General features: G+C 69.4%; 23 protein-coding genes and 1 riboswitch. Of the genes, 11 read left to right on the forward strand and 12 right to left on the reverse strand.

Annotated features, from left to right (window positions below):
* The first annotated feature begins 87 nt into the window (after positions 1-87).
* Complete coding sequence (locus FQ137_RS11990) at positions 88-708, forward strand: GDSL-type esterase/lipase family protein (RefSeq protein ID WP_149292869.1); 621 nt, start codon at positions 88-90, stop codon at positions 706-708.
* Here the strand turns inward: FQ137_RS11990 and FQ137_RS11995 are convergent.
* Both FQ137_RS11995 and FQ137_RS12000 read right to left on the reverse strand, forming a co-directional pair.
* Positions 705-1,106, reverse strand: coding sequence for a DUF6157 family protein (locus tag FQ137_RS11995; RefSeq protein ID WP_149292870.1), 402 nt, complete (start codon positions 1,104-1,106; stop codon positions 705-707). The two genes, FQ137_RS11990 and FQ137_RS11995, sit on opposite strands and share 4 nt — an antisense overlap.
* Before the next feature lie 33 nt (positions 1,107-1,139).
* The gene (locus FQ137_RS12000) at positions 1,140-2,093 is read right to left on the reverse strand and encodes an L-lactate dehydrogenase (protein WP_149292871.1); all 954 of its coding nucleotides are present in this window, start codon (positions 2,091-2,093) and stop codon (positions 1,140-1,142) included.
* Between the two features lie 180 nt (positions 2,094-2,273).
* Between FQ137_RS12000 and FQ137_RS12005 the strand changes: the two genes are divergently transcribed.
* Positions 2,274-3,056, forward strand: coding sequence for a hypothetical protein (locus FQ137_RS12005; RefSeq protein ID WP_370452394.1), 783 nt, complete (start codon positions 2,274-2,276; stop codon positions 3,054-3,056).
* A complete protein-coding gene (locus tag FQ137_RS12010) occupies positions 3,053-4,705 on the forward strand; it encodes a DNA polymerase Y family protein (protein ID WP_149292873.1) in 1,653 nt (550 codons plus the stop codon). Before FQ137_RS12005 ends, FQ137_RS12010 begins: the two co-directional genes overlap by 4 nt.
* An 11-nt stretch (positions 4,706-4,716) precedes the next feature.
* On the opposite strand, the gene FQ137_RS12015 is transcribed toward FQ137_RS12010, so the two are convergent.
* The gene (locus FQ137_RS12015) at positions 4,717-5,358 is read right to left on the reverse strand and encodes a hypothetical protein (protein WP_149292874.1); all 642 of its coding nucleotides are present in this window, start codon (positions 5,356-5,358) and stop codon (positions 4,717-4,719) included.
* An 86-nt stretch (positions 5,359-5,444) separates the two neighbouring features.
* Between FQ137_RS12015 and FQ137_RS12020 the strand changes: the two genes are divergently transcribed.
* From FQ137_RS12020 to FQ137_RS12030, 3 genes are read left to right on the forward strand one after another with little or no spacing between them, the layout of a single operon-like run.
* Complete coding sequence (locus FQ137_RS12020; RefSeq protein ID WP_149292875.1) at positions 5,445-6,368, forward strand: sucrase ferredoxin; 924 nt, start codon at positions 5,445-5,447, stop codon at positions 6,366-6,368.
* 33 nt (positions 6,369-6,401) lie between these two features.
* A complete protein-coding gene (locus tag FQ137_RS12025; protein WP_188065006.1) occupies positions 6,402-9,725 on the forward strand; it encodes an error-prone DNA polymerase in 3,324 nt (1,107 codons plus the stop codon).
* 54 nt (positions 9,726-9,779) lie between these two features.
* On the forward strand, positions 9,780-11,177 hold the full coding sequence (locus FQ137_RS12030; protein ID WP_255584209.1) for an FAD-binding oxidoreductase: 1,398 nt from the start codon (positions 9,780-9,782) through the stop codon (positions 11,175-11,177).
* A 64-nt stretch (positions 11,178-11,241) separates the two neighbouring features.
* Here FQ137_RS12030 and FQ137_RS12035 read toward each other — a convergent pair whose 3' ends face one another.
* The 5 genes from FQ137_RS12035 to FQ137_RS12055 are packed head-to-tail and all read right to left on the reverse strand — an operon-like array spanning position 11,242 to position 15,060.
* The gene (locus FQ137_RS12035) at positions 11,242-11,967 is read right to left on the reverse strand and encodes a metal-dependent transcriptional regulator (protein ID WP_149292876.1); all 726 of its coding nucleotides are present in this window, start codon (positions 11,965-11,967) and stop codon (positions 11,242-11,244) included.
* A complete protein-coding gene (locus tag FQ137_RS12040; RefSeq protein ID WP_149292877.1) occupies positions 11,964-12,833 on the reverse strand; it encodes a metal ABC transporter permease in 870 nt (289 codons plus the stop codon). The genes FQ137_RS12035 and FQ137_RS12040 overlap by 4 nt, the downstream gene beginning before the upstream one ends.
* A complete protein-coding gene (locus tag FQ137_RS12045; protein WP_149292878.1) occupies positions 12,830-13,630 on the reverse strand; it encodes a metal ABC transporter ATP-binding protein in 801 nt (266 codons plus the stop codon). The genes FQ137_RS12040 and FQ137_RS12045 overlap by 4 nt, the downstream gene beginning before the upstream one ends.
* The gene (locus FQ137_RS12050; RefSeq protein ID WP_149292879.1) at positions 13,627-14,547 is read right to left on the reverse strand and encodes a metal ABC transporter substrate-binding protein; all 921 of its coding nucleotides are present in this window, start codon (positions 14,545-14,547) and stop codon (positions 13,627-13,629) included. Before FQ137_RS12050 ends, FQ137_RS12045 begins: the two co-directional genes overlap by 4 nt.
* A 36-nt stretch (positions 14,548-14,583) precedes the next feature.
* Positions 14,584-15,060 (reverse strand): tRNA (cytidine(34)-2'-O)-methyltransferase, encoded by a 477-nt coding sequence (locus FQ137_RS12055; RefSeq protein WP_149292880.1) that lies wholly within the window; start codon positions 15,058-15,060, stop codon positions 14,584-14,586.
* A gap of 60 nt (positions 15,061-15,120) precedes the next feature.
* On the opposite strand from FQ137_RS12055, the gene FQ137_RS12060 reads away from it, so the two are divergent.
* Positions 15,121-15,978: a bifunctional methylenetetrahydrofolate dehydrogenase/methenyltetrahydrofolate cyclohydrolase gene (locus FQ137_RS12060; RefSeq protein WP_149292881.1), complete on the forward strand. Its 858-nt coding sequence runs from the start codon at positions 15,121-15,123 to the stop codon at positions 15,976-15,978.
* An 8-nt stretch (positions 15,979-15,986) separates the two neighbouring features.
* Positions 15,987-16,340 (forward strand): DUF3017 domain-containing protein, encoded by a 354-nt coding sequence (locus FQ137_RS12065; RefSeq protein WP_149292882.1) that lies wholly within the window; start codon positions 15,987-15,989, stop codon positions 16,338-16,340.
* Between the two features lie 10 nt (positions 16,341-16,350).
* Here FQ137_RS12065 and FQ137_RS12070 read toward each other — a convergent pair whose 3' ends face one another.
* From FQ137_RS12070 to FQ137_RS12080, 3 genes are read right to left on the reverse strand one after another with little or no spacing between them, the layout of a single operon-like run.
* Entirely contained in the window at positions 16,351-16,788 is a 438-nt protein-coding gene (locus tag FQ137_RS12070; protein ID WP_149292883.1) for a hypothetical protein, read from the reverse strand.
* Positions 16,785-17,954 (reverse strand): homoserine O-acetyltransferase, encoded by a 1,170-nt coding sequence (locus tag FQ137_RS12075; RefSeq protein WP_149292884.1) that lies wholly within the window; start codon positions 17,952-17,954, stop codon positions 16,785-16,787. Before FQ137_RS12075 ends, FQ137_RS12070 begins: the two co-directional genes overlap by 4 nt.
* Before the next feature lie 9 nt (positions 17,955-17,963).
* Positions 17,964-19,298, reverse strand: coding sequence for an O-acetylhomoserine aminocarboxypropyltransferase/cysteine synthase family protein (locus tag FQ137_RS12080; protein ID WP_149292885.1), 1,335 nt, complete (start codon positions 19,296-19,298; stop codon positions 17,964-17,966).
* 52 nt (positions 19,299-19,350) lie between these two features.
* Positions 19,351-19,466: riboswitch (SAM riboswitch) on the reverse strand.
* 182 nt (positions 19,467-19,648) lie between these two features.
* Here FQ137_RS12080 and FQ137_RS12085 point away from each other — a divergent pair.
* The 3 genes from FQ137_RS12085 to FQ137_RS12095 all read left to right on the forward strand — a co-directional run bounded on the left by FQ137_RS12085 (position 19,649) and on the right by FQ137_RS12095 (position 23,195).
* The gene (locus tag FQ137_RS12085; protein ID WP_149292886.1) at positions 19,649-20,866 is read left to right on the forward strand and encodes an NADP-dependent isocitrate dehydrogenase; all 1,218 of its coding nucleotides are present in this window, start codon (positions 19,649-19,651) and stop codon (positions 20,864-20,866) included.
* Between the two features lie 182 nt (positions 20,867-21,048).
* Positions 21,049-21,930, forward strand: coding sequence for a bile acid:sodium symporter family protein (locus tag FQ137_RS12090; RefSeq protein ID WP_149292887.1), 882 nt, complete (start codon positions 21,049-21,051; stop codon positions 21,928-21,930).
* A gap of 38 nt (positions 21,931-21,968) precedes the next feature.
* Entirely contained in the window at positions 21,969-23,195 is a 1,227-nt protein-coding gene (locus FQ137_RS12095; protein WP_149292888.1) for an MFS transporter, read from the forward strand.
* 19 nt (positions 23,196-23,214) lie between these two features.
* On the opposite strand, the gene FQ137_RS12100 is transcribed toward FQ137_RS12095, so the two are convergent.
* The gene (locus FQ137_RS12100; protein ID WP_188065008.1) at positions 23,215-24,141 is read right to left on the reverse strand and encodes an SGNH/GDSL hydrolase family protein; all 927 of its coding nucleotides are present in this window, start codon (positions 24,139-24,141) and stop codon (positions 23,215-23,217) included.
* Between the last annotated feature and the right edge of the window lie 101 nt (positions 24,142-24,242).

Consider the following 24,242-nt stretch of genomic DNA (forward strand, 5'->3'; position numbering starts at 1 on the left):
GCTCCGTCATCGGCGTGGTCGAACCCACCTGGTCCGATGCTGACCGGAGTGACTCCACGCGCGACTCGGGGCCATTACGGTGATGTCGTGAGTGAACCGCGCGATCTGCCCGTCTGCATCATCGGCGACTCGTTCGTGGCCGGTTACGGCGACGAGACCGGTCGCGGGTGGACCGCGCATCTGGTCGAGGCGGGCCCCGGGGCCGGGCTGCAGATCCACGCCGCGGTCGCCGGGATCGGCGGAGACACCTCGGAGATGATCCTGGCCCGGTGGGACGAGGTCGACCGTCGGCGGGCCGCCTTCCCCACGACCGCGGTGATCGCGGAGTTCGGGGTCAACGACGCCATGGAGGACGGGGGTGCGGTGCGCGTCGACATGGCGGGCACGGCCCGGGCGCTGCGCGGGATGATCGACCGGGCCCCGGAGGGGCGGTTCCTCGTGGTGGGGCCGCCGCCGGTCGTGTGGGACGAGGTCAACGAGCGGATCGCCGCCCGGGGCGAGACTATGGCGCACGTGTGCGACGAGGCCGGGGTACCGTTCGTGCCGACCTTCGATGTGCTGCTGGCGGGTGGGGCGTGGATGCGCGAGGTCGCCGCCGGGGACGGTGCCCACCCCGGGTCCGGCGGGTACGAGCAGTTTGCCCAGGTGGTGTCTGGCCCGGTGCTCGAATGGTTGCGCCGGTTGCCGGACGTCGAGCCGGGGTACTAGCGGGAACTCTTCATCGCGGGCCTGACCGTCACCGCCGGGTCGCTCTCAAGTTCGGCCAGGCGCTCGGAGCCCATGGGCAGCAGCGCTATACGCCCGTCGGAGTCGAAGTGGAAAGCCCAGCCGTAGGTCTTTGCCAGCGGAGAGGTGCGTAGGCACGGCTGGCCTGTGGCGAAGAACCGCTCGCGTTCGACCGCGCGGTCGTTCTCCACTATGTCCCTGCGTTGGCAGTGCACGTCAAAGATGAGGTCGTCGCTCGTCCACATATAGTCGTGCCCGGCTAGGCGCGTGTACTGCAGTTCGGCCACCGTGCCCTTTCCCGGGGGCGGGGCGAGGGCGGATTCGGCCCTCGTGTCGGGCGCGGGCAGGATCAGGGTGTCGGTGTAGTGGGTGGCGTGCATGGCGATCCTCTATTCCTGTAGCAGTCTGCGGGGTCATCGCAAGATCTCGAATTGTTCGGACACCGTCCGCAACGCACTCGCGCTGCGGGCGAACTGTTCCCGCTCGGTGGTATCGAGCTCCAGCTCCACCACCCTCTGCACGCCGGTCCGTCCGACCACTGCGGGTACCCCGATGAAGATCCCGTCCTCGCCGTACTCGCCGCGCAGCAGTGTGGACACCGGCAGCGAGACCTGTTCGTTGCGCAGCACCGCGCGGGTGATGCGGGCCAGTCCCATGCCGATGCCGTAGCTGGTGGACCCCTTGGAGTCGATGATCCGGTAGGCGGCGTCCCGGGTCTCGTCGAAGATCTGTGTGAGCTGCCTCCGCTTGGCGGGGTCGCCGTCCAGGTCTCGGCGTAGCGGCACCCCGGAGACGTTGGCGGAGGAGAAGACCGGCAGTTCGGTGTCGCCGTGCTCGCCGATGATCGATGCGTGCACGCTCATCGGGGCGACGTCGTAGTACTGGCCCAGCATGTACCGGAAGCGCGCCGTATCGAGGATGGTGCCGGAGCCGATGACCTGCGCGGCGGGCAGTCCGGAGTAGCGCCACGAGGCCTGGGTGAGGATGTCGACGGGGTTGGTGGCCACCAGGAGGATGCCGTCGAAGCCGGTGGCCATGACGTCGCCGACGATCCTCTCGAACAGGTTCATGTTCTTCCCCACCAGGTCGAGGCGGGTCTCGCCGGGTCTCTGGGCGGCGCCGGCGCAGATGACCACCATGGTGGCGTCGCCGCAGTCGTCGTAGGTGCCCTCGGTGACGAGGGTGGGGGAGGGAGCCCATACGACTCCGTGGTTGAGGTCCATGACCTCGCCGACGAGTTTGTCGTGGTCGATGTCGATGATGGCCAGGTGGTCGGCCAGGCCCTGGTTGACGAGCGCGTAGGCGTAGGCGATGCCCACGTCCCCGGCGCCGATGAGCACGATGCGGTTCCCGACGGAGGCTCTCATGCTCACCGAGCGTAGGCGGTCCGGGTGGTCGAGGGGCGACGACGACGAGGACCACCCTTCTCGAACAGGTGTTCTTGCGCGGTGTCGTACCCGTGGTGTTCACTGTTCCCGGATCGAAAAATAGTTCGATTAACGGGCTCGGCGGCGTGTCGTGCGCGACGGGAGGTTCTGATGATGGTAGTGGACTCTGCTGCTATTGCTGATCTGTCCGATCTCGACACGGCCGCACGCGTCGCGGAGCTGCGGCGCCGCCTGGCCGCGATGCCGGGCGGGGGCCCGCCCGCGGCCGCCCGTTCGACGGCGCCCACGGTGACCGTCCCGGTCGTCGCCGCCGGCTCGGGAGCCCCCGTCGTCTCCGCGCCCGTGGAGCGTGCTGAGCCTACGGCGCCCGCCGCGCCCGTCGGCGCCCCGGCCCCGGCGGCGGTCGTGCCCGGCGTGGCCGTTCCGGGCTCCGTGGCCCACCTCTTGCCAGGCGGGGTGCTGCCCGCAGGCCATGTCACGGCGGTGTCCGGCAGTGCGACCCTCCGGGTGGGACTGCTCGCCGCGGCCACGGCCGCCGGTGCGAGGTGCGCAGTGGTCGGGTGGCCGGAACTCGGGGTGGCAGCGGTGGCCGAACAGGGGGGTCGGTTGGACTGTCTGGCGCTGGTCCCGGATCCCGGGCCGGACCCTGCGGCGGTGGTCTCCGTGCTGCTCGACGGGCTGGATCTGGTCCTGCTCGGGCCCGGTGTCCCGGCCGTCGCCCCGTCCCGGGCGCGCGTGCTCGCCGGCCGGGTGCGGGCTGCCGGGGCGGTGCTGCTCGTGGGTGCCGGCTGGCCCGGGGCGGAGCTGATCCTGGCGGGTCGGCACTGCCGCTACGGTGGGCTGGGTGCAGGCGCGGGCCGGTTGGCTTCGGTCTCCACCGTGGTGCACTGTTCCGGCCGGGCGACACCCGCCCGGACCGCGGAATGGGTGGCGGCGGGATGAGTGCCCGGGTCATGGCGGTGTGGTGCCCGGACTGGCCGACGGTCGCGGCGGCCCGAGCCGAGGGGCACGGGCTTCACCTGCCGTTGGCGGTCGTCGGGCCCCGCGGGGTGCTCGCGTGCAACGCGGTCGCCCGGGCGGTCGGGGTGCGGCGCGGACTGCGTCGACGTGAGGCGCAGTTCCGGTGCCCAGAGCTCGTGGTGGTCGCGGCAGACCCGGACCGCGATGCCGCGTGGTTCGAACCCGTGGTGCAGGCTCTCGACGCCGTGGTCCCGGGTATCGAGATCCTGCGCCCCGGGCTGTTCGTGTTCTCTGCGGCCGGTGCCCTGCGCTTCCACGGCGGGGTCGAGCAGGTCGTCACCCGGGTCGTGGACGCGGTGGCGGCCGCCGGCGCGGAGTGTCAGGTGGGGCTCGCGGACGAGCTGCCCACGGCGGTGCTCGGCGCTCGGGGATCGGCCCTGTTGGAGCCGGGTGGGGACGCAGATTACCTGGCCCGGTTGCCCGTGGATGCGCTCGTGGTGGAGCCCGCCCTGGGGGATTCCGAGGTGCTGTCCGAGCTGGTCGGGCTGCTGCACCGGCTCGGCCTGCGGACGCTCGGCGACTTCGCCGAGCTCCCGCCGCGTGATGTGGCCACCCGCTTCGGGGAGGCCGGTGCGGTGGCTCACCGCATCGCCCGCGCCGTCCCGTGGCGGCCGCCCTCGGTGTCTGCGGTGCCCACGGGCTCTGCGGTCGAGCACCGGTGTGATCCGCCCCTGGAACGGGTCGACGAGGCCGCATTCCTCGGTCGGCGGCTGGCGGGGGAGCTGCACACTGTGCTCGCCGCGGCCGGGGTCTCGTGCCTGCGGCTGTCGATCACCGCCCGTGTCGAGGGCGGCACGGAGGTCAACCGGGTGTGGCGATGTTCGTCGCCGCTCACCCCGGAGGGCACCGCCGACCGGCTCCGCTGGCAGCTTGAGGGCTGGCTCACCGGCACCGCGATCGCCGGAGGGGCCGGGGGAGCGGTCACCGCCCTGGTCCTGGAGCCGGTGGAGGTCGTCCCTGCCGGCCGCGTCCAGGAGGGCCTATGGGGAGAAGCCGGGCTCGCGGAGGCCCGCGTCCACCGCGCGCTCGTGCGGGTCCAGGGGCTGCTCGGGCCCGAGGCCGTCCGTGTCCCCGTGGAGGTGGGCGGTCGTGGCCCGGCCGAGCGGGTGCGGTCCCTGCCGTACGGTGACGCCCCGGCCGAGCCCGCCGCCCGGGGGCCGTGGCCGGGAGCACTGCCCGCGCCGTCGCCGTCGGTGGTGTGGCCGGGCCCGGGCTACCGGCTGGAGATCCGCGAGAGCAGTGACCCGGGGGCCGCTGTGGCGGCGCGGGTGTCTCTCGTCGGTGGAGTCGCGCTGCGCAGCGCGACCGGGGAGACCGTCGGGGTGACACCGCGGGGCCTGCTCGGCGACCGGCCCGCCGCGATCGAGGTGGGCGGCCGCAGGTGCGCGCTGCTCGGCTGGTCGCGTCCGTGGCCGATCGACGAGGCCTGGTGGGAGCCCACGCCGGACGGCCAACCCCGCAGGCCCCGGGCCCGCATACAGGTCGTCCCCGAGCGTGCGGCCGCGTTATTGCTCTGCGGTGTGCTCGGGGACGAGTCGGGGCACTGGGTAGTCGAAGGGGTCTACGAATGAGCGGCGCGGGCTCAGCGCTCGATGTCCACCACCAGGCGGGTCGGGTTCTGCAGCAGGAAAGCGGAGAAGGCACGGTCGGAACCCTTGAGGCCGATCACGGCCTGCGCCTGGCCCTCGAACTGCCCGGCGAACGCCACGCCGGCCACCTCGGTCGCGCTGTCCCCGGCCACCGTGCCCACGGGGACCTCCTTCATGTCGGTTTCGGGGGGCAGGACCTGACCGCCGATCGTCACCTGCAGGAACGAGTCACCGGGCACCTCCACAGGAAAGCCGCTGCCCTGCTGGACGGGGGTGTCCACGTAGTCCACGGAGTAACTCGGGGTGCCGCGGCCGTCGAGCTCGAAGACCACGCGGTCCCGGCCCCGGAAGTCGCCCATGCGGATCTCGGACACGACCAACTCGGCGCGCTCGGAGGTGGCGGCCGACTCCTCGCGCTTGGGTGCGGAGTCCGCCGGGCCGGCCGTGGGGTCGGCGGCCTCGGTCTCCTCCGGCGACAGGGCCTGCGCCAGGGCTGCCGGCGAGGACCCCGCGGTGGTCGTCTGGCTCGTGGCGGGGGCGTCGGTCGAGGTGTCGGTCCCACAACCCGCTATGGCCAGGGACGCGGTGGCGGTCAGAGCGGCGGCCGCAACGAGGCGGCGATGTCGGGTACGCATGCCCCCAGCTTAAGTCCCTCTCATCACTTTTGTCCCACGTGGTGGCTACAGTTACACCACTTCGCCTGGTGGGGCACCATGGGGGCGTGTCAGTCATCGATCCCACCCCACTCTCCGCCTGGTGTTCCTTCCAGTCGGCCGACGAGCCGCCGGCCGGAACCGCGGCCCACGAGCAATCGTGGGTCCTGCTGGAGCTGCCCGCGCGCTGGGGACGCGACATCTTCGACGGCGAGGCGCTGGGCGAAGAGTTGTCCGAGCGACTCAAGGAGCACGTCTCGGCCTGCGGATCCCGGATGCTTTTCATCCGGCGCCCCGGCCGCGAGGGTCAACGCATCGACCGTCACCGCTTCTACCTGTGCGACACCAGGCCCGGCCGACGAAGTATCCGAGTCGGCCGCGTCGACCGCCCAGCGGACATGCTCGACTTGGACCTCTCGCCCGGTGGGCACGTGGAAGGCACCCGCGAGATCGCGGCACCGGTACCGCTGGTGTGTACCCACGCCAAGCGTGACCAGTGCTGCGCCGTTCGTGGGCGCCCGGTCGTGGCCGGGCTGGACGAGTTGGTCGGAGCCCGCCTGTCCGCGCTCGACCCCGACGCCGCGGTGTGGGAGTGCTCCCATACCGGCGGGCACCGTTTCGCCCCGGTCTTGCTGCTGCCCGGCACCGGTTACACCTACGGGCCCACGGAGACGGACCTCGCGGCCCGCATCGTCGAGGCCGAACTGGACGGTCGGGTCGTCACCGAGAACCTGCGGGGTCGCAGCACGTGGCCGCCGGCCGGGCAGGTGGCGGAGGTCGCCGTTCGCGATTCCGGCGTGGATGCGGGGGTCGACGACCTCGTCGTCGAAATGGATCCGGACGACCCGCTCGTGGCCGTCGTCCGCCACACCGACGGGCGCGCCTGGCGTGTCGAGGCGGGTAAGCGACCACTCCCGCCGCGCCCGCAAAGTTGCCGGAAGCCCGCCGGTGAGGCCTCCGCGTGGGTCGTGGAGTCCCTCACCGTGCTCTGAGCGGACCTGCCGGCACCGGGCGGGTGAGGACCGGTGAACTGGTATCACGGACCGAGGACGTGGTCGGAACTCGAACGGGTACTCTCCGGACGGCCCGATCCGCGCGGGTCCGAGAACCAGCACCCCGGCGACGGCAGCGACGCCCCCGCCTGGTCACGTAAGCGCGGTGAGTACACACCCCCGCAACGGCCGCGTGCCCAGGGCCGCGTGCCGTATGCGGAGCTGCACGCCCACACCGCGTTCAGCTTCCTCGACGGCGCCTCCTCTCCCGAGGCCATGGCAGAGACTGCGGCGGAACTGGGACTCACGGCGCTCGCGATCACCGACCACGACGGGTTGTACGGGGTCGTTCGCTTCGCCGAAGCCGCCTCCGAGCTGGGCCTGGCCACGGTGTTCGGGGCGGAGCTCTCGCTACCGGGCGGCGAGCACCTGCTGGTCCTGTCCCGGGGTGAGGAGGGTTACCGACGACTGTCGCGCGCGATCGCCCGAGCCCACCTACGCGGCGGGGCCAAAGGTGAACCCCGGTACGAGATCACCGAGCTCGCGGAGATGGCTGACGGTCACTGGTACGTGCTCACCGGTTGCCGCCGCGGCCGGGTCCGTCGGGCCTTGGAACGTCACGGGACCGGAGCGGCCGATTTCGACACCGCCGCCGCTCGCGCGGCTCTGGACCAGCTCGTCGAGATGTTCGGCCACGACAGGGTGGTCGTGGAACTCACCTGTCACGGGGTGCCCGAGGACACGGAACGGTGCGACGCGCTCGCCGCCCTCGCCGCCGAGACGGGCTTGCCCGTTGTGGCGACCACCGCCGCCCACTGCGCCGGACCGGAGGACGCGCGACTGGCCTCGGTCATGGCGGCGCTCGGGGCGCGTGACCCACTGGAGACCCACGCAGCGCACCTGCCCGCGGCGGGAGGGGCGCACCTGCGCTCGGGCGAGGAGATGGCCGAACTGTTCGACCGCTGGCCCGGCGCCGTCGCCGGGGCTGACAAGCTCGGCAGGGAGTGCGCGTTCGACCTCCGGCTCATCGCCCCTCAGCTGCCGCCGTTCGATGTCCCAGAGGGTCACACCGAGGACACCATGCTCGCCGAACTCGCCTACGCGGGCGCCGCCCGGCGCTACGGGACGCGGGAGGACGCACCGGAGGCCTATGTACAGATTGACCGCGAGCTGCGGGTGATCGCCGACCTGGGCTTTCCCGGGTACTTCCTCGTCGTCCACGACATCGTCGAGTTCTGTCGCCGCGAGGGCATCCTCTGCCAGGGCCGTGGCTCCGCCGCCAATTCGGCGGTCTGCTACTCGCTGGGGATCACCAACGTCGATCCGGTGCGCGCCCAGCTACTGTTCGAGCGGTTCCTGGCACCGGAGCGCGACGGTCCGCCCGACATCGACGTGGACATCGAGTCCGGTCGGCGGGAGGAGGCCATCCAGTACGTCTACTCCCGGTACGGGCGGGATCACGCCGCCCAGGTGGCCAACGTCATCACGTACCGCGGACGCTCGGCCGTGCGGGACGTGGCTCGGGCCCTGGGCTACTCGCCGGGGCAGCAGGACGCGTGGTCCAAGAGCGTCGACCGGTGGTCGGGGTTGAAGAACCACGAGCGGGAGTCCACCGAGCACACCATCCCGCCCGACGTGCTCGCACTGGCACGACAGCTCGTCGGGCTGCCCCGCCACCTGGGGATCCACTCGGGCGGCATGGTGATCTGCGACCGCCCCGTGGCCGACGTGGTGCCCGTCGAGTGGGCGCGTATGCCGGGCCGGACGGTCCTGCAGTGGGACAAGGACGACTGCGCGGCGGCCGGCCTGGTCAAGTTCGACATGCTGGGACTGGGCATGCTCACCGCGCTGCACCACGCCATCGATCTCGCGGCGGAACACAAGGACCTCGACGTGGATCTGGCCCAGCTCGACCTCGCCGACCCGCAGGTATACGAGATGTTGTGCCGCGGTGACTCGGTGGGCGTGTTCCAGGTGGAATCCCGCGCGCAGATGGCCACGCTGCCCCGGCTCCGTCCGCGGACGTTCTACGACCTGGTGGTGGAGGTGGCGCTCATCCGCCCCGGCCCCATCCAGGGCGGGTCCGTGCACCCCTACATCCGTCGCCGCAATGGCCGGGAGAAAGTGGTGTTCGACCATCCCGCGCTCGAATCGGTGCTGGGCCGGACGCTGGGGATCCCGCTGTTTCAGGAGCAGCTCATGCAGATCGCGACCGTCATCGCGGGCTTTACCGGGGCGGAGGCCGACCAGCTGCGCCGCGCGATGGGGGCCAAGCGGTCACCCGAACGGATGGCCCGACTGAAGGAACGGTTCTTCGACGGGATGCGCGAACTGCATGGCATCGGCATCAGCCCGCCCGGGACGCCGGTCACCGGACCGGAGGTGGGGGAGCGGATCTGGGAGAAGATGTGCGCCTTCGCCAACTACGGCTTCCCCGAGAGTCACTCCCAGTCCTTCGCCGCGATCGTCTACTACTCCGCGTGGTTCAAGTGCCACCATCCGGCGATCTTCTGCGCGGCGCTGCTGCGCAGCCAACCCATGGGTTTCTACTCGCCCCAGTCGCTCGTCGCCGACGCCCGCAGGCACGGCGTCACCGTGCACCGACCGTGCGTCAACCGCTCACTCGGCGGCGCCAACTGCGAGAACGACGGCACGGAAGTGCGCCTCGGATTGGAGTCTGTCCGGGCGATCGGCGAGGACCTGGCCACCGCGATCGCCGACGAACGCGACACCCACGGCCCCTACACCTCCGCCGCCGACCTCGCCGGGCGCACCGGCCTGTCCGTCAGACAGATGGAGGCACTCGCCACCGCCGGGGCGCTCGACTCGCTCGGCACTGGAGGCCGGCGGGCCGCCCTGTGGTCGGCGGCCACCGCGGCCCGCGAGAAGCCCGGCATGCTGCCCGGACTCAGCCAGGTTGACGCCCCGGCTCTGCCCGGCATGAGCATCCTAGAACTCACCTCTGCGGACCTCGCCGCCACCGGGATCAGCCCGGAGGAGTACCCGACCGTCCACGCCCGCCCGTGGCTCGACTCCCGCGGTGTGTGTACCACGGCCGGGCTCGCCCACGTTCCCGACGGCAGCCGCATCGAGGTCGCCGGAGCCGTCACCCACCGGCAGCGGCCCGCCACCGCGGAGGGCGTGACCTTCCTCAGTCTCGAGGACGAGACGGGCATGACCAACGTCGTGTGCTCGGTGGGCCTGTGGGCGCGCTATCGGCCGATCGTCTCCGCGTCCCCGGCGCTCATCGTCCGTGGCACTGTGGAGAACCGCTCGGGCGCGGTCAGCGTGGTGGCAGACAAGATCGAGCGCCTCCACCTGGGCATGGCCATCGGCCGTAGCCGGGACTTCCGATGACAGGGGGCCGGATACGGCGACAGCTCCGGCCGTGACACCGTACTTTCGACAGCTATGAGCGCTTCCCACCCCGACCGCGAATTCGATTCAGTCGCCGCGCTGGATGACCTGCGTGCCCGCCTGGAACTCTCGCAACTGCTCACCGATCCCGATGTAGTGGAGGGGTACCGCCAGGACTGGGCCAAGTCACCCGCCCCCGGCATGCCCTTGGCGGTCGTACGGGCGCGGTCTACCGAAGACGTTCAGGAAGTGATGCGCTGGGCAAGTACTCACGCCGTACCCGTGGTCCCCCGCGGCGCCGGCTCCGGACTGTCCGGCGGTGCGACGGCCGTCGAAGGCGGGATCGTGTTGTCCACCGAACTCATGCGCGACATCGACGTCGACCCCGTCACCCGCACCGCGACAGTCCAGCCAGGGCTCTACAACTCCGAGGTCAAGCAAGCCGCCGCCGAGCACGGACTCTGGTATCCGCCGGATCCCTCCTCGTACGAGATCTGTTCGATCGGCGGCAACATCGCGACAAATGCTGGGGGCCTGTGTTGCGTGAAATACGGCGTGACCACCGATTATGTCCTCGGCCTGACGGTTGTGCTGGCCGACGGCACCACCGTCAGTCTGGGTGGACCGCGCCTCAAGGACACCGCCGGTCTGAGTCTGACGAAACTGTTCGTCGGCAGCGAGGGGACCCTGGGAATAGTCACCGAGATCATCCTCCGGCTGATCCCGCAGCAACCACCACGGTCCACGGTGGTAGGCGTCTTTCCCGACGTGGTCGCCTGCAGCGAAGCGGTATTGGCGATCACACGCCGGATCCGCCCAGCCATGCTCGAGTTCATGGACACCGTCACCATCCGTGCCGTCGAGGCGGACCTGCGGATGGGACTGGACACCACGGCTGGGGCGATGCTGCTCGCCCAGTCGGACCTCACCGGACCCGACCGGGCCGCCGAGACCGAGTTCATGGCCGAGGCATTCCTCACACACGGGGCTACCGAGGTGTTCACCACCGACGATCCCGACGAGGGCGAACAGTTCACGGTCGCCCGTCGTGCCGCGTTCACCAGCCTCGGCAAGATCGGCACGCTCCTGCTCGAGGACGTGGGAGTCCCCCTGCCGGCGCTGCCCCGACTTGTCGCCGGGATCGAGGAGATTTCCGCCCGCCGCGACGTGCCGATCGCGCTGGTCGCACACGCCGGCGACGGCAACACACACCCCATCATCGTGTTGGAGGACGACGACCCGGAACGGGCCGAACGCGCAAGACTCGCATTTGGTGAGGTCATGGAACTGGCGATCTCGATGGGCGGGACCATCACCGGCGAGCACGGTGTCGGCCGACTCAAAGCGCCGTGGCTTCCGGGCCAGCTGGGTGACGACGTCATGGAGTTGACCCGGCGCATCAAAACCGCGATCGACCCGCAGGGGATCCTCAACCCGGGCGTGATGCTGTGACCGCCTGACGCTCCTGGCAGGGGGCGTGAGAGGTAATCCGGCCCATGCGGGCAGGGCCGGAAAGTCACTGGGAGGCGGGTCGGCCTTCGTCGTCGTCGACGCCGCCACCGGTGACGCGGACGCGCACTGCCGCAGCGACCGGCGTGCCCAACGGAACCGATCGCCCGTCCAGGGCGACGGTGATGATGCCCAGTTCCACCTGCCGAGAGATCACCTCCACGGGACTGTCGGGACGCATCCCGATCTCAGCGAGGTGCCGCAGCACCGAATTGTCGCGGTCCGACACCCGGGTGACGATGCCGATGGTTCCCTCGGCGACCCGATCCAACGGCATGTCCCCGAGGGGGTCTACCTGGCCTTCACGAGTGGGGATGGGGTCGCCGTGGGGGTCCCGACGGGGATGGCCGAGAAAGAGGTCAAGGGCATCGACGAACCGGTCCGAAACCACGTGTTCGAGCATGTCCGCCTCGGCGTGCACCTCGTCCCACGAGTAGTCCAGGCAGCTGGCAAGGAAGGTCTCGAGGATCCGGTGCCTGCGCACCATTGCCACGGCTAGCCGATGCCCGTTTTCGGTGAGTTCCACGGGCGCGTACGGCCGGTGCTTCGCCAGCCCCTGCGCCACCAATTTGCGGACCCCTTCGGTGACCGTCGAGGGTGACGCGCCCAACCGCTCGGCCAGAGCACTCGAGGTGACGGGATCCCCGCCAGCCCCGAGAGCGTGCACCGCCATGAGATAGGCCTGCATGGTCGGTGTGAGATCTGCGAGTCCCACGTCGGGAGTGTCGGTCATACAGCCAGTGTCCCAGCCCGTCGTGCTCTCCGGCCCGTCACGGCGCGCGTCACGATCCCCCGCTGAGGGGCGAACAACTGCGCCGCCGTGAAGATGATCGCCTGGACGATCACGACCATCGGACCGGGAGGAAGGTCAGCGTAGTAGGCGACATACACACCGGTGATGCCGCCGATCAGGGCCACCACGACTGAGACGGTCATCAGCGAGCGCATCGTGTTGGTGAGTAACTGCGCGGTGGCGCCCGGGATGATGAGAGTCGCCACCACGAGGATCACCCCCACGGACTGGACGCCGGCGACCGTGGCGGTTGCGAGGGTGACCAGCAGGACACCGGTCAACACCTTGGTTCGGAGACCCAGGGTGTGGGCGTGCAGTTTGTCGAATGCCAGGAGAACGAGGTCCCGCCGAAACGTCAGCAAGACCACCACGGTGAAGGACGCGACGATGACGACCTGCACGAGTTGTTCATCACCGACCCCGAGCAGGCTGCCGAACAGGATCGTGTGCAGGTCCTGCTGGCTGGGGAATCGCGAGATGAGCACGAGGCCCACGGAGAACAGCGCGGTGAACACTATCCCCATCGCCGCATCCTCGCGGACCGTCCCGCCCGCGCGGACGGCGCCGATCAGTGCGACGGCGATGAGCGAGGCCAGGAGGGCACCGATGGCGAACGGCATTCCCACCATGGAGGCGACGGCCACGCCCGGCAGGACGGCGTGGGAGACGGCATCCCCCATGAGCGCCCAGCCCATGTGGACGAGCCAGCAACTGAGCAGCGCTCCAGCCACGCTGGCGGCGATCACCACGACCATCGCCCGCCGCATGAAGTCGTACACCATCGGTTCGAGCAGGAAGTCGATCACGTGAACACCTCGTGGGACTGGTCAGAGCGATTCAGTGCGTTCGTCGGCTCGGACACCGAGTGGTCGGGGTGTCGCGCGCCGAGCAGGGTGGCAAGCATCTCCGGTGTGGTGGTTTCGGCAACTGGCCCGTGGGCGACGAGTCGGCCGTCCAGCAGCGCGACGGAATCCGCCAGTCGATCGACCGTGTCGAGGTGATGTGTCGACACCAGTGCAGTGCGGCCCTGGGATGCGAGTTCGCGGAGCACGTCCAGATAGACGCCTTCACTGCCAGCGTCCATGCCGTTGAACGGCTCGTCGAGCAGCAGCAGGTCGGCTTCCTGGGCGAGGCACCGCGCGAGCAACACCCGGCGGCGTTGTCCGCCGGAGAGTTGACCGATGCGACGCCGGGCCAGATCAGTGAGTCCCACCCGGTCGAGCGCGGCGTCGACGGCGTCACGGTCTGATCGGGCCGGCCTCCGCCACGGGCCGATGAACGGTCGACGTCCCTGCATGACCACATCGCGGGCGGTTACAGGGAACCCCTCGTCGATGCCGTCCGCCTGACCCACCGTGGCGACCCGGCCCGACCGCAGCGCGTCACGAACCGGGAGATCGAGCACACTGATGCGTCCGGTCACCGGTTTGACCAGCCCGAGCAGTGCTAGGAGGAGGGTCGACTTCCCGGAGCCGTTGGGGCCGAGGAGAACCGTCACCGTCCCGGTGGGGACCTGGATCGAGACGTCAGCGAGAGCGCGGACCTGGCCACGGTCGACGGTGAGGTCGGAGACGTCGACGGCGAAGTCTTTTCGGTCACTCATGAGCGCGTCAATCCCTTCGTGATCAGATCGATGTCGTGTTCCAGTAGGGCGAGGTAGGTGGGGACGTCGCCGTCGGGCTCCGAGAGCGAATCCACGTAGAGGGTCCCGCCGAACCTCGCGCCGGTAGTACGCGCCACCTGTCGCATCGCGGTGTCAGACACAGTGGACTCGCAGAACACTGACGGGATCTGTTGGTCACCGACGGCGTCGATGAGCGCAGCCACCTGTTGAGGCGTTCCCTGCGCCTCGGTATTCACGGCCCAGAGGAAGTGTTCCTCGAGTCCGACGTCGCGTGCGAGGTAGGAGAACGCGCCCTCACAGGTCACCAGGGAGCGGTGGTTGGCGGGCAACGACGCGATGGACTCCTCGGCCCGAGCCAGCAGAGCATCGAGCTCGGCGTCGTATTCCGCTGCCCGCCGGGCGAACTCGTCGGCGCCGTCCGGGTCCATCTCGGTCAGCGCGGCGGTGATGTTGCGGACGTAGGTCTTGCCCTCCCGTGGCGAAATCCAGGCGTGGGGATTGGGCTTGCCCACGTACTCGCCGGACACGATCGGGAGCGTGTCGACCCCCTCGGCAGCGACCGCGTACGCGGCACCGGACTGGAAGAAGCGGCTCAGCCAGTCGTCGACGCCGAGGCCGTTGGAGATGAGAAGGTCGGCGCCGGCAACCCGCCTGAGGTCACCGGTGGTGGGTTCGTACTGGTGGATGTCGGCGCCGACCTGGGTGATGGACTCGACCACCGCACGGTCACCGGCGATGCGGCTGGCGATGTCCGCGAGGATCGTGAACGTCGTCGCCACCAAGGGCCGATCGTCCTCCGGGGAGTTCGGGTCGACCACGCCGCATGCCGAGAGTACGAGTGGCAGGGTCAGGGCGGATGCGAGGATTCGCCACGAGCGAAAGGCTAGTTTCGGCATGCCGAAAAATATACCGTGGCTCGGCGGCGATTCCAATTACGGGGCCCCCGAGAAGCCGTGTTGTCGCCACGCCTCGTAGACGGCGACCGCGGCCGCGTTGGACAAGTTCATGGAACGGCGGCCCGCCAGCATGGGGATGCGCACCCTTGCCGTGACCCGTACGTCGGACAGCACCTCCTCAGACAGTCCCGTGGGTTCGGGACCGAACAGCAGGACATCACCGGGGGAGAAGCTCACCTGCGGGAGCGACAGGTCCGCTCCGGCGGTGAACGCCCAGACCCGCGCGGGCAGGAGCCGCGCGTACGCCGCCTCCAGGTTCTCGTGGACCTCCACGTGTGCGAGGTCGTGGTAGTCCAGCCCCGCGCGCCGCAGCTGCGGCGTCGACAAATCGAAGCCGAGCGGGCCCGCGAGATGCAGCTCGCAGCCCGCGCCCGCGGCCATCCGGATGGCGTTGCCCGTATTGGGCGGGATGCACGGACGGTCGAACAGCACTCGCACACCTGCACCAGTCATGGGGGATAGTCTCGCAGCGTCGTGCCGACGTGCCCGCCGCGGAGTGGGATACTGGTCCATGTGACCGCGATCAAGCTGGACGGCAAGCTCACCCGCGACGAGATCGTCGCCGACCTCACCACACGCGTAGACGCGTTGCGTGCCAAGGGCATCACCCCGGGACTGGGCACAGTCCTGGTCGGGGACGACCCGGGCAGCCACTCCTACGTGAAGATGAAGCACCGCGACTGCGAGCAGGTCGGCATCTCCTCCATCCGGCGCGACCTGCCTGCAGACATCACGCAGGCCGAGCTCGAGGCCGTGATCGACGAGCTCAACGCCGACCCCGCCTGCACGGGCTACATCGTGCAGTTGCCGCTGCCCCGACATCTCGACGAGAACGCAATCCTGGGGCGGATCGACCCAGACAAGGACGCCGACGGGCTGCACCCTGTCAACCTGGGCAAACTCGTGCTGAACGAGCCGGCACCGCTGCCGTGCACCCCCAACGGCTGCATCCACCTCCTGCGCCGGTTCGGTGTCGACCTCGACGGCGCGCACGTGGTGGTGATCGGGCGCGGCGTCACGGTCGGTCGTCCGATCGGGCTCATGCTCACCCGCCGCAGTGAGAATTCCACCGTCACGCTCTGCCACACCGGGACCCGGGACCTGGCAGCGGAGACGCGCCGGGCCGACGTGATCGTGGCGGCGGCCGGCGTCGCCCACATGGTCACCGCCGACATGGTCAAGCCGGGGGCTGCGGTACTTGACGTGGGAGTGTCGCGTCTCGACGGCAAGCTCGCCGGCGATGTCCACCCCGACGTGTGGGAGGTCGCGGGCGCAGTCTCGCCGAACCCGGGCGGCGTCGGTCCGCTCACCAGGGCATTCCTGTTGAGCAACGTGGTCGAGCGCTGCGAGCGCCTCGACTCCGGCAACTGAGGTCGCCGATGACCCACCCCGCTCCCGACCGACCGCGGAACCGGGCGACGGATGCGCGGCCCCGCCGCACCCGACCCGCCCGCCTGACATGGGCTCAGGTGCGGGCGCAATGGCCGCTCGCGCTCGTGCTGGTGGGGGTCGCGGTCGCGCTGGGATTCGTGATCCTCGAGCGGTGGCGGCGCGGCGCGTTCCTACTGGGTGTGGTGGCGCTGGCCGCGGCGGTCCTTCGGGCGGTGGTGCCGGATGAGCGGGCGCGACTCCTCGGGGTCCGTGGCAGGGGTTTCGACGTGGCCTTCTACGCGGGGCTCGGCGTCGTCATCCTGTGGCTGGCCACGTCAATCGACTCGCTCGGCACCGGGTGAGGGAGCCTGATCACCGGAGCCGCATTGGCACCCCGTCACGAATGTGGTCCCTGATCTCGTCGGAGGCGACGAGATACCCCATCACCGTCAGTGCGACCAGAGACAGCACTGTGCCGACGACAGAAACGAAGGTGACGGGGTCGATCACGATTCGCGCCAATGAACTGAGCGCCAGCAAGGTCACGGCCGACCCGATCACCAGGCGTGCGCCGCGGTGGGCGCGCCACAGCAGCGCGGCCCCCACGACGAGCAGAAGACCCAGCGCAAACGATGAGGCGGCGGTCGCGGCGGCCACGCCGAAGCCCGCCGTGTCGTGACCACCGGTCGCGGTGGCGGTGAGCCCCAGCAGGCTGGCGAATCCGATCGCCATCCCGATGACGCCGAAGCCCGTTGTGAGCCCGGCCAGGACCATCACGGCCGGGCGTGGGGTGCGGTCGTGGTCGGTCACGCGTGTCCCCGTGCTCTCTCGGAGGTTCCCTGTTCGGCGAGCTCGAGAGTGCGCTCGAGCATCGGTCCCACCACGTGGTCTTCAGTGAGGAAGCCGTCGTGGCCGGAGGGGCTGTCGATGACGACGAGCGGGTCCGCGCCGGGAAGCAGTTCCGCCAACTCCTCCTGCTGACGTAGCGGATACAGGCGGTCGCTGGTGACGCCACCAATCACGCACGGGACCGGACAGGAGCGCAATGCCTCCTCGACGCCACCACGGTCCAGGCCGACGTCGTGGCGGTTAAGAGCATCGGTGAGCAGCACGTACGTGCATGCGTCGAAGCGGGAGACGAGCTTGCCCGCCTGGTGATCGAGGTAGGACTGCACGGCGAAGCGACCCGACATGGACAGGTCCTCCCCCCGAGGGTCCTCTCCGGGCTGAGGTCGGTTGGCGAAGCGCTCGTCGAGTTCCACCTCGCCGCGGTAGGACAGGTGCGCGATACGCCGGGCGATGCCCAGGCCGGTTACCGGCGTGCGGCCCGTGCCGTGGTAGCCACCCTGCTGCCAGTGCGGATCCGAGGTCACGGCCATGATCTGGGCGGTCTGGATACCTATCTGATCGGCGGAGGCGCGGGCGCCGACGGCCAGCACGCACGCCGCACCGAGGCGGTCTGGGTGGGTGACCATCCATTCCAAGGTTCTGGCCCCGCCCATCGATCCGCCGATCACGGCGGCCCAGCGGTCGATGCCCAGCAGGTCCGCCAGGATGCGCTCGGACTCGACCATGTCGCGCACCGAGACGGCGGGGAACCGGGCCCCCCAGTAGTGGCCGTCGGGATGAAGCGAGCTCGGGCCGGTGGATCCGCGGCAGCCCCCCAGGACGTTCACCGCCAACACGCAGTAGTGGTCGGTGTCCAGGGGGAGCCCGGGCCCGACGAGCCCGTTCCACCATCCCGGTGTGGGGTGCAGGGAATCGACCGGTCCCACGACGTGGGAGTCACCGGTGAGCGCGTGCTCGACCAGGACGACGTTGGACCGGTCGGCGTCGATCCGTCCCCACCGTTGAACTGCGAGCGTCACCCCCGGGATGACGACACCGGTGACCAGGGTGATGTCGCCGATGGCGACATGGCCGAGGGTGCCGTCACCCGGGGGCAACAGTGCGAGCGGATCAGAGGAGCGGACCATGGGAACGGGTCAGGAGATCGCGGCGAATCCGAGCTCGAGGTCGCCGATGATGTCGTCGACGGACTCAATGCCCACCGACAGGCGGATGCTCGAGGCGGACACACCGGCTTTCGCGTTGGACTCCGGGGTGCCCTGCGAGTGGGTGGTGGTGGCCGGGTGGCTCACCAGCGACCGCACGTCGCCGATGTTGACCAGGCACGAGTGCAGCTTGAGTGCGTCGATGAACGCCCAGGCCCGCTTCTTGAGATCCTCGTCGGACGAGCCCTCGGGAGCGCTCAGTTCAAAGGTGACGATCGCGCCCGCGCCCTTGGGGGAAATCTTCTTCTGGTTCTCGTGCCACGGCGAGGAAGGCAAGCCGGCGTAGTTGACGGTGGCCACCTCATCGCGTGACTCGAGCCACTCGGCGATCCGCTGGGCGTTGGCCACGTGCCGCTCGACCCGCAAGCTCAGCGTGTCGATGCCCTGGGCGATGGCCCACGCGTTGAACGGGCTCAGTGCGGCGCCGGTGTCACGCAGCAGGGTGACGCGGGACTTGAGGGCCAGCGCCGGTGCGCCCAGGTCGGCGTAGACGACGCCGTGGTAGGCGGGGTCCGGGGTGGTGAAGGACGGGTAGAGGTCCTCGCCGTCGCGCTGTGCGCGCCAGTCGAAGGACCCGCCGTCGACCAGGACGCCGGCAAGAGACGAGCCGTGACCGCCGAGGTACTTGGTGGCGGAGATGACGACGACGTCGGCGCCGAGCTCCAGCGGACGGACCAGGTACGGCGTGGCGGTGGTGTTGTCCACGATGAGTGGCGCCTGGTTCCGGTGGGCGACTTCGGCGATTGCCGGGATGTCCAGGACGTCGTTGAGCGGATTGGAGATCGTCTCGGCATAGAACGCGCGGGTGTTCGGACGGACGGCGGCCTGCCACGACTCCGGATCGTCCGGGTTCTCGACGAAGGTGGTCTCGATGCCGTACTTGGGCAGCGTGTGACGCAGCAGGGCATCGGTGCCGCCGTATAGACGGGGGGAGGCCACGACGTGCCCACCGGCCTGGAGAATGGACTGGATCGCGGCGGTCTCGGCGGCCTGGCCCGACGCGAACATCGTCGCGGCCACGCCGCCCTCGAGGGAGGCGATACGCGCTTCGACCGCGGCGACGGTGGGGTTGGTGATACGCGTGTAGATGGGGCCCATCTCGGACAGGGCGAAGCGGTTCGCGGCCTGTTCGGCATCGGCGAACACGTACGAAGTGGTCTGGTAGATCGGCAGATTCCGAGCGCCGGTGTCGGAGTCGACCGGCTGTCCTGCATGAATCTGACGGGTCTCGAAGGCCCAGTCCGGATTGCTGTTGTCGTAGGTCATAGGGGCGGAGCCCCTCCTCTCGTCAGAAGGGTCCGCCCGCTTTTCGACAGCGGACCCGCGCTTGCCACTCACCCGGTCGGGCGGTGGCCAGGTCGTCTCCCGGGGCACCCCACCGCGGTGGAGGGTTGCCGTCCAGCGAGCCGGGGCTTGTCGCTGGCACTCATGACCTGTGGGTCAGGCTAGCCTAAGACGCTCCGCCGCTGCAACGAGGGGTTTCTCGCGCACCGCGCACCCCGGGCCCGGTCGTGCCAGTAGGGTGAGACCCGCATCACGATGTGACGCGATCTGACTGGTGCGGGGACGCGGCAAATCCTCCGCTTTACGAAGACTGGGCGGGGGAAGAGGGACTTATGTCGAAGATCAAGGTCGAGGGTTCCATCGTTGAACTCGACGGTGACGAGATGACCCGCATCCTCTGGAAGTTCATCAAGGACGAACTGATCCATCCCTACTTGGACGTGGACCTCGAATATTACGACCTCGGCATCTCCAGTCGCGATGCCACCGATGACCAGATCACCGTCGACGCGGCCAACGCCATCAAGAAGCACGGCGTGGGTGTCAAATGCGCCACCATCACTCCGGACGAGGCCCGCGTCGAGGAGTTCGGTCTCAAGCGGATGTACACCTCCCCGAACGGCACCATCCGCAACATCCTCGGAGGGACGATCTTCCGCGCCCCGATCATCATCTCCAACGTCCCGCGCCTGGTGCCGGGCTGGACCAAGCCGATTATCGTCGGTCGGCACGCTTTCGGCGACCAGTACCGCGCCGCCGACTTCGTGGCCCCCGGCGCAGGCAAGGTCACCATCACCTACACCCCGGCCGACGGGTCAGAGCCGATCGAGCACGAGATAGTCACCCTGCCCGAGGAGGGTGGTGTGGTGATGGGGATGTACAACTTCACCACGTCCATCCAGGACTTCGCGCGAGCCTCGTTCAATTACGGGCTACAGCACGACTACCCGGTGTATCTGTCCACCAAGAACACCATCCTCACGGCCTACGACGGCGCATTCAAGGACATCTTCCAGGACGTCTTCGACCGTGAGTTCAAGGCCGAATTCGACGAGGCCGGACTGACCTACGAGCACCGGCTGATCGACGACATGGTGGCCTCCGCCCTTAAATGGGAGGGCGGGTACGTCTGGGCCTGCAAGAACTACGACGGCGATGTCCAGTCCGACACAGTGGCCCAGGGCTTCGGTTCCCTCGGCCTCATGACCTCCGTCCTGCTCACCCCGGACGGGAAGACATGCGAGGCCGAAGCCGCCCACGGCACCGTCACGCGCCACTTCCGCCAGCATCAGGAGGGCAAGCCGACCTCCACCAACCCGATCGCCTCGATCTTCGCGTGGACTCGCGGCATCGAGCACCGCGGCAAGCTCGACAACACCCCCCAGGTCATCGAGTTCGCGCATCAACTCGAGGACGTCGTCATCAAGACCGTCGAGGAGGGAAAGATGACCAAGGACCTCGCGCTGTTGATCGGCGAGGACCAGGATTACCTCACGACCGAGGAATTCCTCGCTGCCCTGGACGAGAACCTCAAGCGGACGCGCGCCTGACCCCCAGCCGGATCGAGCGCGCGGGCGCCTGCCCCGACCCGCCGAGCGGCGACCGGCGAGCGGCGACCGGCGAGCGGCGAGCGGCGACCGCAGTCGCTTGACGTGGGATATCGTCCCCGAGCAATGGCCCGTGTCACATCAGGGGCTGTCCTCCAACGTCCCACGATCCCCAGGAGCCCCAGGTGGACCAGAGTCCTCTGATCGACATCGGCCTGCCCGTCGCGCTGGCGATCATCATGGTGGGCATCGGGCTGAGCCTGACCAAGGAAGACTTCGCGGTCCAGGCGAGATCTCCCCGGGCGAGTGTCGTCGGCCTCGTCGGCCAGTTGGTGCTGGTACCGCTCGTGGGCGTCGGCGTGGCGGTGGCGTTCGACCTCGCCCCATTACTGGCTCTCGGCGTGGTACTTGTGGCAGCCTCGCCCGGCGGCGCGACGTCGAACCTCATCACCTATCTGGCCCGCGGCAACGTCGCGCTGTCGATCATCCTCACCGCCATCGCCTCGGTGGCGGTGATCTTCACTCTGCCGCTGTGGTTCGACCTCGGGGCCCGCATCATCCCCGGTGCCGACGCCTTTGAGGTGTCGGTGCCTCTCGCTCAGACCTTCGGGCTCCTGCTCGGCGTCATCCTGATCCCCGTCGTCGTCGGCATGGTCCTGCGAGCCCGGAAGCCGGCGCTATCCGACCGCATCGAGCGGTTCGTCGGCGTCGTGGGTCTCGTTGTGCTGGTTCTCCTGATCATCGGCGTCGCGCTCGGGGAGCGGGACCGCATCGTCGACCTCATCGTGTCCGTGGGCCCGGCGGTTGTCGCCCTCAACGTGGCCGTGATCGTGGTCGGCGGCCTGTTGGCCTGGATCTGCAGGCTTGGCCGCGCGGAGCAGATCGCCATCGCAGCGGAGTTCGGCGTCAAGAACACCACGCTCTCGCTCCTCATCGCGTTCACCGTCATCGGCAGTGAAGAGGTCGGTCTCGCGGCCGCCGTGTACAGCATCGTCATGTACATCACTACGTTCGCGCTGGTCTACGGTGGCCGACGTCTGATGCGCACTGCCCCCGGCGCGGGCTGATCGCCACCTGGCCGCTCGGCTCGGCGTAACCTGCTGCGGTGTCCCAGCCCCCCGCCAATGCGGCCACCAGTGCCACGGCCCGGCAGTCGACCGCTCGCGTCCGCCTCGCGATCCTCGCGTTGTCGCTCGGCGGGTTCGGCATCGGCGTCACCGAGTTCGCGGCAATGGGTCTGCTGCGGCTGATCGCTGACGGCTTCGACATCACCGAACCACAGGCCGGCCACATCATCTCGGCCTACGCCCTGGGCGTGGTGGTGGGCGCTCCGCTGCTGACCGTGTGGACCTCCCGCTGGCGACGACGCACCCTGCTCGTGATCCTCATGGTGCTGTTCACGATCGGCAACACAGCGGCAGCTTTCGCCCCCACGGTCGAAGCGCTGATCGTTGCGCGCTTCATCGCCGGCATCCCACACGGGGCCTATTTCGGAGTCGCGTCGCTGGTGGCGGCCTCCCTCGCCGGACCCGGCAGACAGGCGCGTGCGGTGGCCCAGGTGCTGCTCGGTCTGTCGGTGGCCAACGTGATCGGCGTGCCGGTGGCCACCTGGCTCGGCGAGTCATTGGGCTGGCCGTCGGCGTTCCTCGCTGTCGGAGTGATCGGCGCAGCGACCGTGGTGGCGATCCTCGTCGTCGTCCCCGAACCTACCGGCGGCGTGGTGGTCAGGGCGCGCGAGGAGCTGGCCGCGCTCGCCCGGCCTCAGGTCCTCGCCACACTGGCCGTGGCCGCGATCGGGTTCGGCGGGATGTTCGCCGTCTACACCTACATCCAGTGGACGATGGTCGACGTTGCCGGGATCGACCGCTCCTGGATGCCCGGGGTGCTCGCCGTCTACGGGCTCGGGATGGTCGTGGGCAACGTGGTGGGCGGCATCGTCGCCGACCGGGATCTCGACCGCGGCCTGGTAATCATCACGACCGTGATGACCGCGATCCTGGCCCTGTTCGCCATCGCCGCGCACCACCCAGTCTCCGCCGTGATTGGGCTGTTCCTCGTCGGTGCCACCGGGTCTGCGCTCGTGCCCGGGCTGCAATCTCGTCTCATGCGCCACGCCGGTCGCGGGCAGACTCTGGCCGCCGCGCTCAATCACTCGGCACTCAACGCCGCCAACGCGCTCGGGGCGTGGATCGGGGGAGTGGTGATCGCGCTCGGGTTCGGCTACACCTCGCCGGCGCTGGCAGGGGCGACGCTGGCGCTTGTGGGTCTCGCGGTGCTGGTCCCGGCGGTGTTGGCTGCGCGGCGGGGGAAGGCCGCACCGCAGGCGAATTAGGACGAAGTCCGCCGCGAGTTCACACGCGGTCGAGGATCATGCGCGCAGTCGCGAGGTGCCCGGCGTGGGTGGGGTGCAGCGGAACTGCGCCGGCGTCGACCCCGAGAAACGAGGTCCACCGGTCGGGGTCGCAGGCACTGTGGCCCGGCGGCGTGCGGTCGGCGACGATTTCCACGCCTTCCGCACGGGCCACGTCGCGCAGCATCGCGTTAAGTCGATCGATGTGTCGGCGCCCGAAGTTCTGGTTGGCGGCGCTGTAGGGCGCGATGTCCACGCAGGGGACGAGGTGGAACGGCTGGAGGTATCCGACGAGCATGATCCGAGCGCGCGGGGCCCGGGCACGGATATCGCGGAGGAGTTGGCGCAGCCCGGGCGCCACCTTCGGAACCTTAGCCGCCCATTCACCCTCGAGGTGGCTGCAGTCGGCGCTGAGGACGCACAGTTCAGCTAGTCGCAGCACGTCGGTGTCGTTCCCGCCAACCTGCAGTGAAACGAGGTCGACACCGGGGTGCAGCGCGTTGATCTGGGGCGGACCGTACTCGGCGCGGCTGGTGTAGGTCAGCGGCACCTTGAGCCCACGGCAGGAGACATCGGTGACAGTCCAGTTGGTCGCCTCGCGTATCCGGCTCGGGTAGTTGTCAGCGGAGCGGAAGCAGGTGTCGCCGCCGAACGAGCCGAACGTCATGGGGTCCATCCCGACGATCGACCCGGTCGAGGTGAACGAGTCGCCCATCGCCACGTACGTGAGCGGCTCGGCGAGACGGCCTGTCGGAGGCACCGGCGGAAATGAGGAGTCTGCCGAGGGCGTGGAGCCGGCGACGCTGGCGACCGACCCGTCCAGCGACCGGGCTCGCGCGGCAGGGGCGGCCACCAACCCCGTCGCGATGAGCGCGAGCACTGCGCAATAGGCAAGAAGAGAAACAGCGACCCTATCCACCCAGTTCATGATCGAAGTGAAGCATCCATAGGCTCGGTCGTCCATCAATCCGCGCCTCATTCGATCCGCGCCTCATCCGGTCGGGTAGAACCGGCCGGACAGGTCAGGTG

The organism is Dietzia sp. ANT_WB102 (assembly GCF_008369165.1).
Classification (GTDB): domain Bacteria; phylum Actinomycetota; class Actinomycetes; order Mycobacteriales; family Mycobacteriaceae; genus Dietzia.

Bases quoted from the DNA above. Each gene is read 5' to 3' on its own strand.
- FQ137_RS11995 (WP_149292870.1), bottom strand. From the start codon at position 1,106: ATGCACGCCACCCACTACACCGACACCCTGATCCTGCCCGCGCCCGAC.
- FQ137_RS12035 (WP_149292876.1), bottom strand. From the start codon at position 11,967: ATGACCGACACTCCCGACGTGGGACTCGCAGATCTCACACCGACCATG.
- FQ137_RS12065 (WP_149292882.1), top strand. From the start codon at position 15,987: ATGACCCACCCCGCTCCCGACCGACCGCGGAACCGGGCGACGGATGCG.
- FQ137_RS12030 (WP_255584209.1), top strand. From the start codon at position 9,780: ATGAGCGCTTCCCACCCCGACCGCGAATTCGATTCAGTCGCCGCGCTG.
- FQ137_RS12085 (WP_149292886.1), top strand. From the start codon at position 19,649: ATGTCGAAGATCAAGGTCGAGGGTTCCATCGTTGAACTCGACGGTGAC.
- FQ137_RS12075 (WP_149292884.1), bottom strand. From the start codon at position 17,954: ATGGTCCGCTCCTCTGATCCGCTCGCACTGTTGCCCCCGGGTGACGGC.
- FQ137_RS12010 (WP_149292873.1), top strand. From the start codon at position 3,053: ATGAGTGCCCGGGTCATGGCGGTGTGGTGCCCGGACTGGCCGACGGTC.
- FQ137_RS12100 (WP_188065008.1), bottom strand. From the start codon at position 24,141: ATGAACTGGGTGGATAGGGTCGCTGTTTCTCTTCTTGCCTATTGCGCA.
- FQ137_RS12015 (WP_149292874.1), bottom strand. From the start codon at position 5,358: ATGCGTACCCGACATCGCCGCCTCGTTGCGGCCGCCGCTCTGACCGCC.
- FQ137_RS12055 (WP_149292880.1), bottom strand. From the start codon at position 15,060: ATGACTGGTGCAGGTGTGCGAGTGCTGTTCGACCGTCCGTGCATCCCG.
- FQ137_RS12000 (WP_149292871.1), bottom strand. From the start codon at position 2,093: ATGAGAGCCTCCGTCGGGAACCGCATCGTGCTCATCGGCGCCGGGGAC.
- FQ137_RS12045 (WP_149292878.1), bottom strand. From the start codon at position 13,630: ATGAGTGACCGAAAAGACTTCGCCGTCGACGTCTCCGACCTCACCGTC.
- FQ137_RS12050 (WP_149292879.1), bottom strand. From the start codon at position 14,547: ATGCCGAAACTAGCCTTTCGCTCGTGGCGAATCCTCGCATCCGCCCTG.
- FQ137_RS12080 (WP_149292885.1), bottom strand. From the start codon at position 19,298: ATGACCTACGACAACAGCAATCCGGACTGGGCCTTCGAGACCCGTCAG.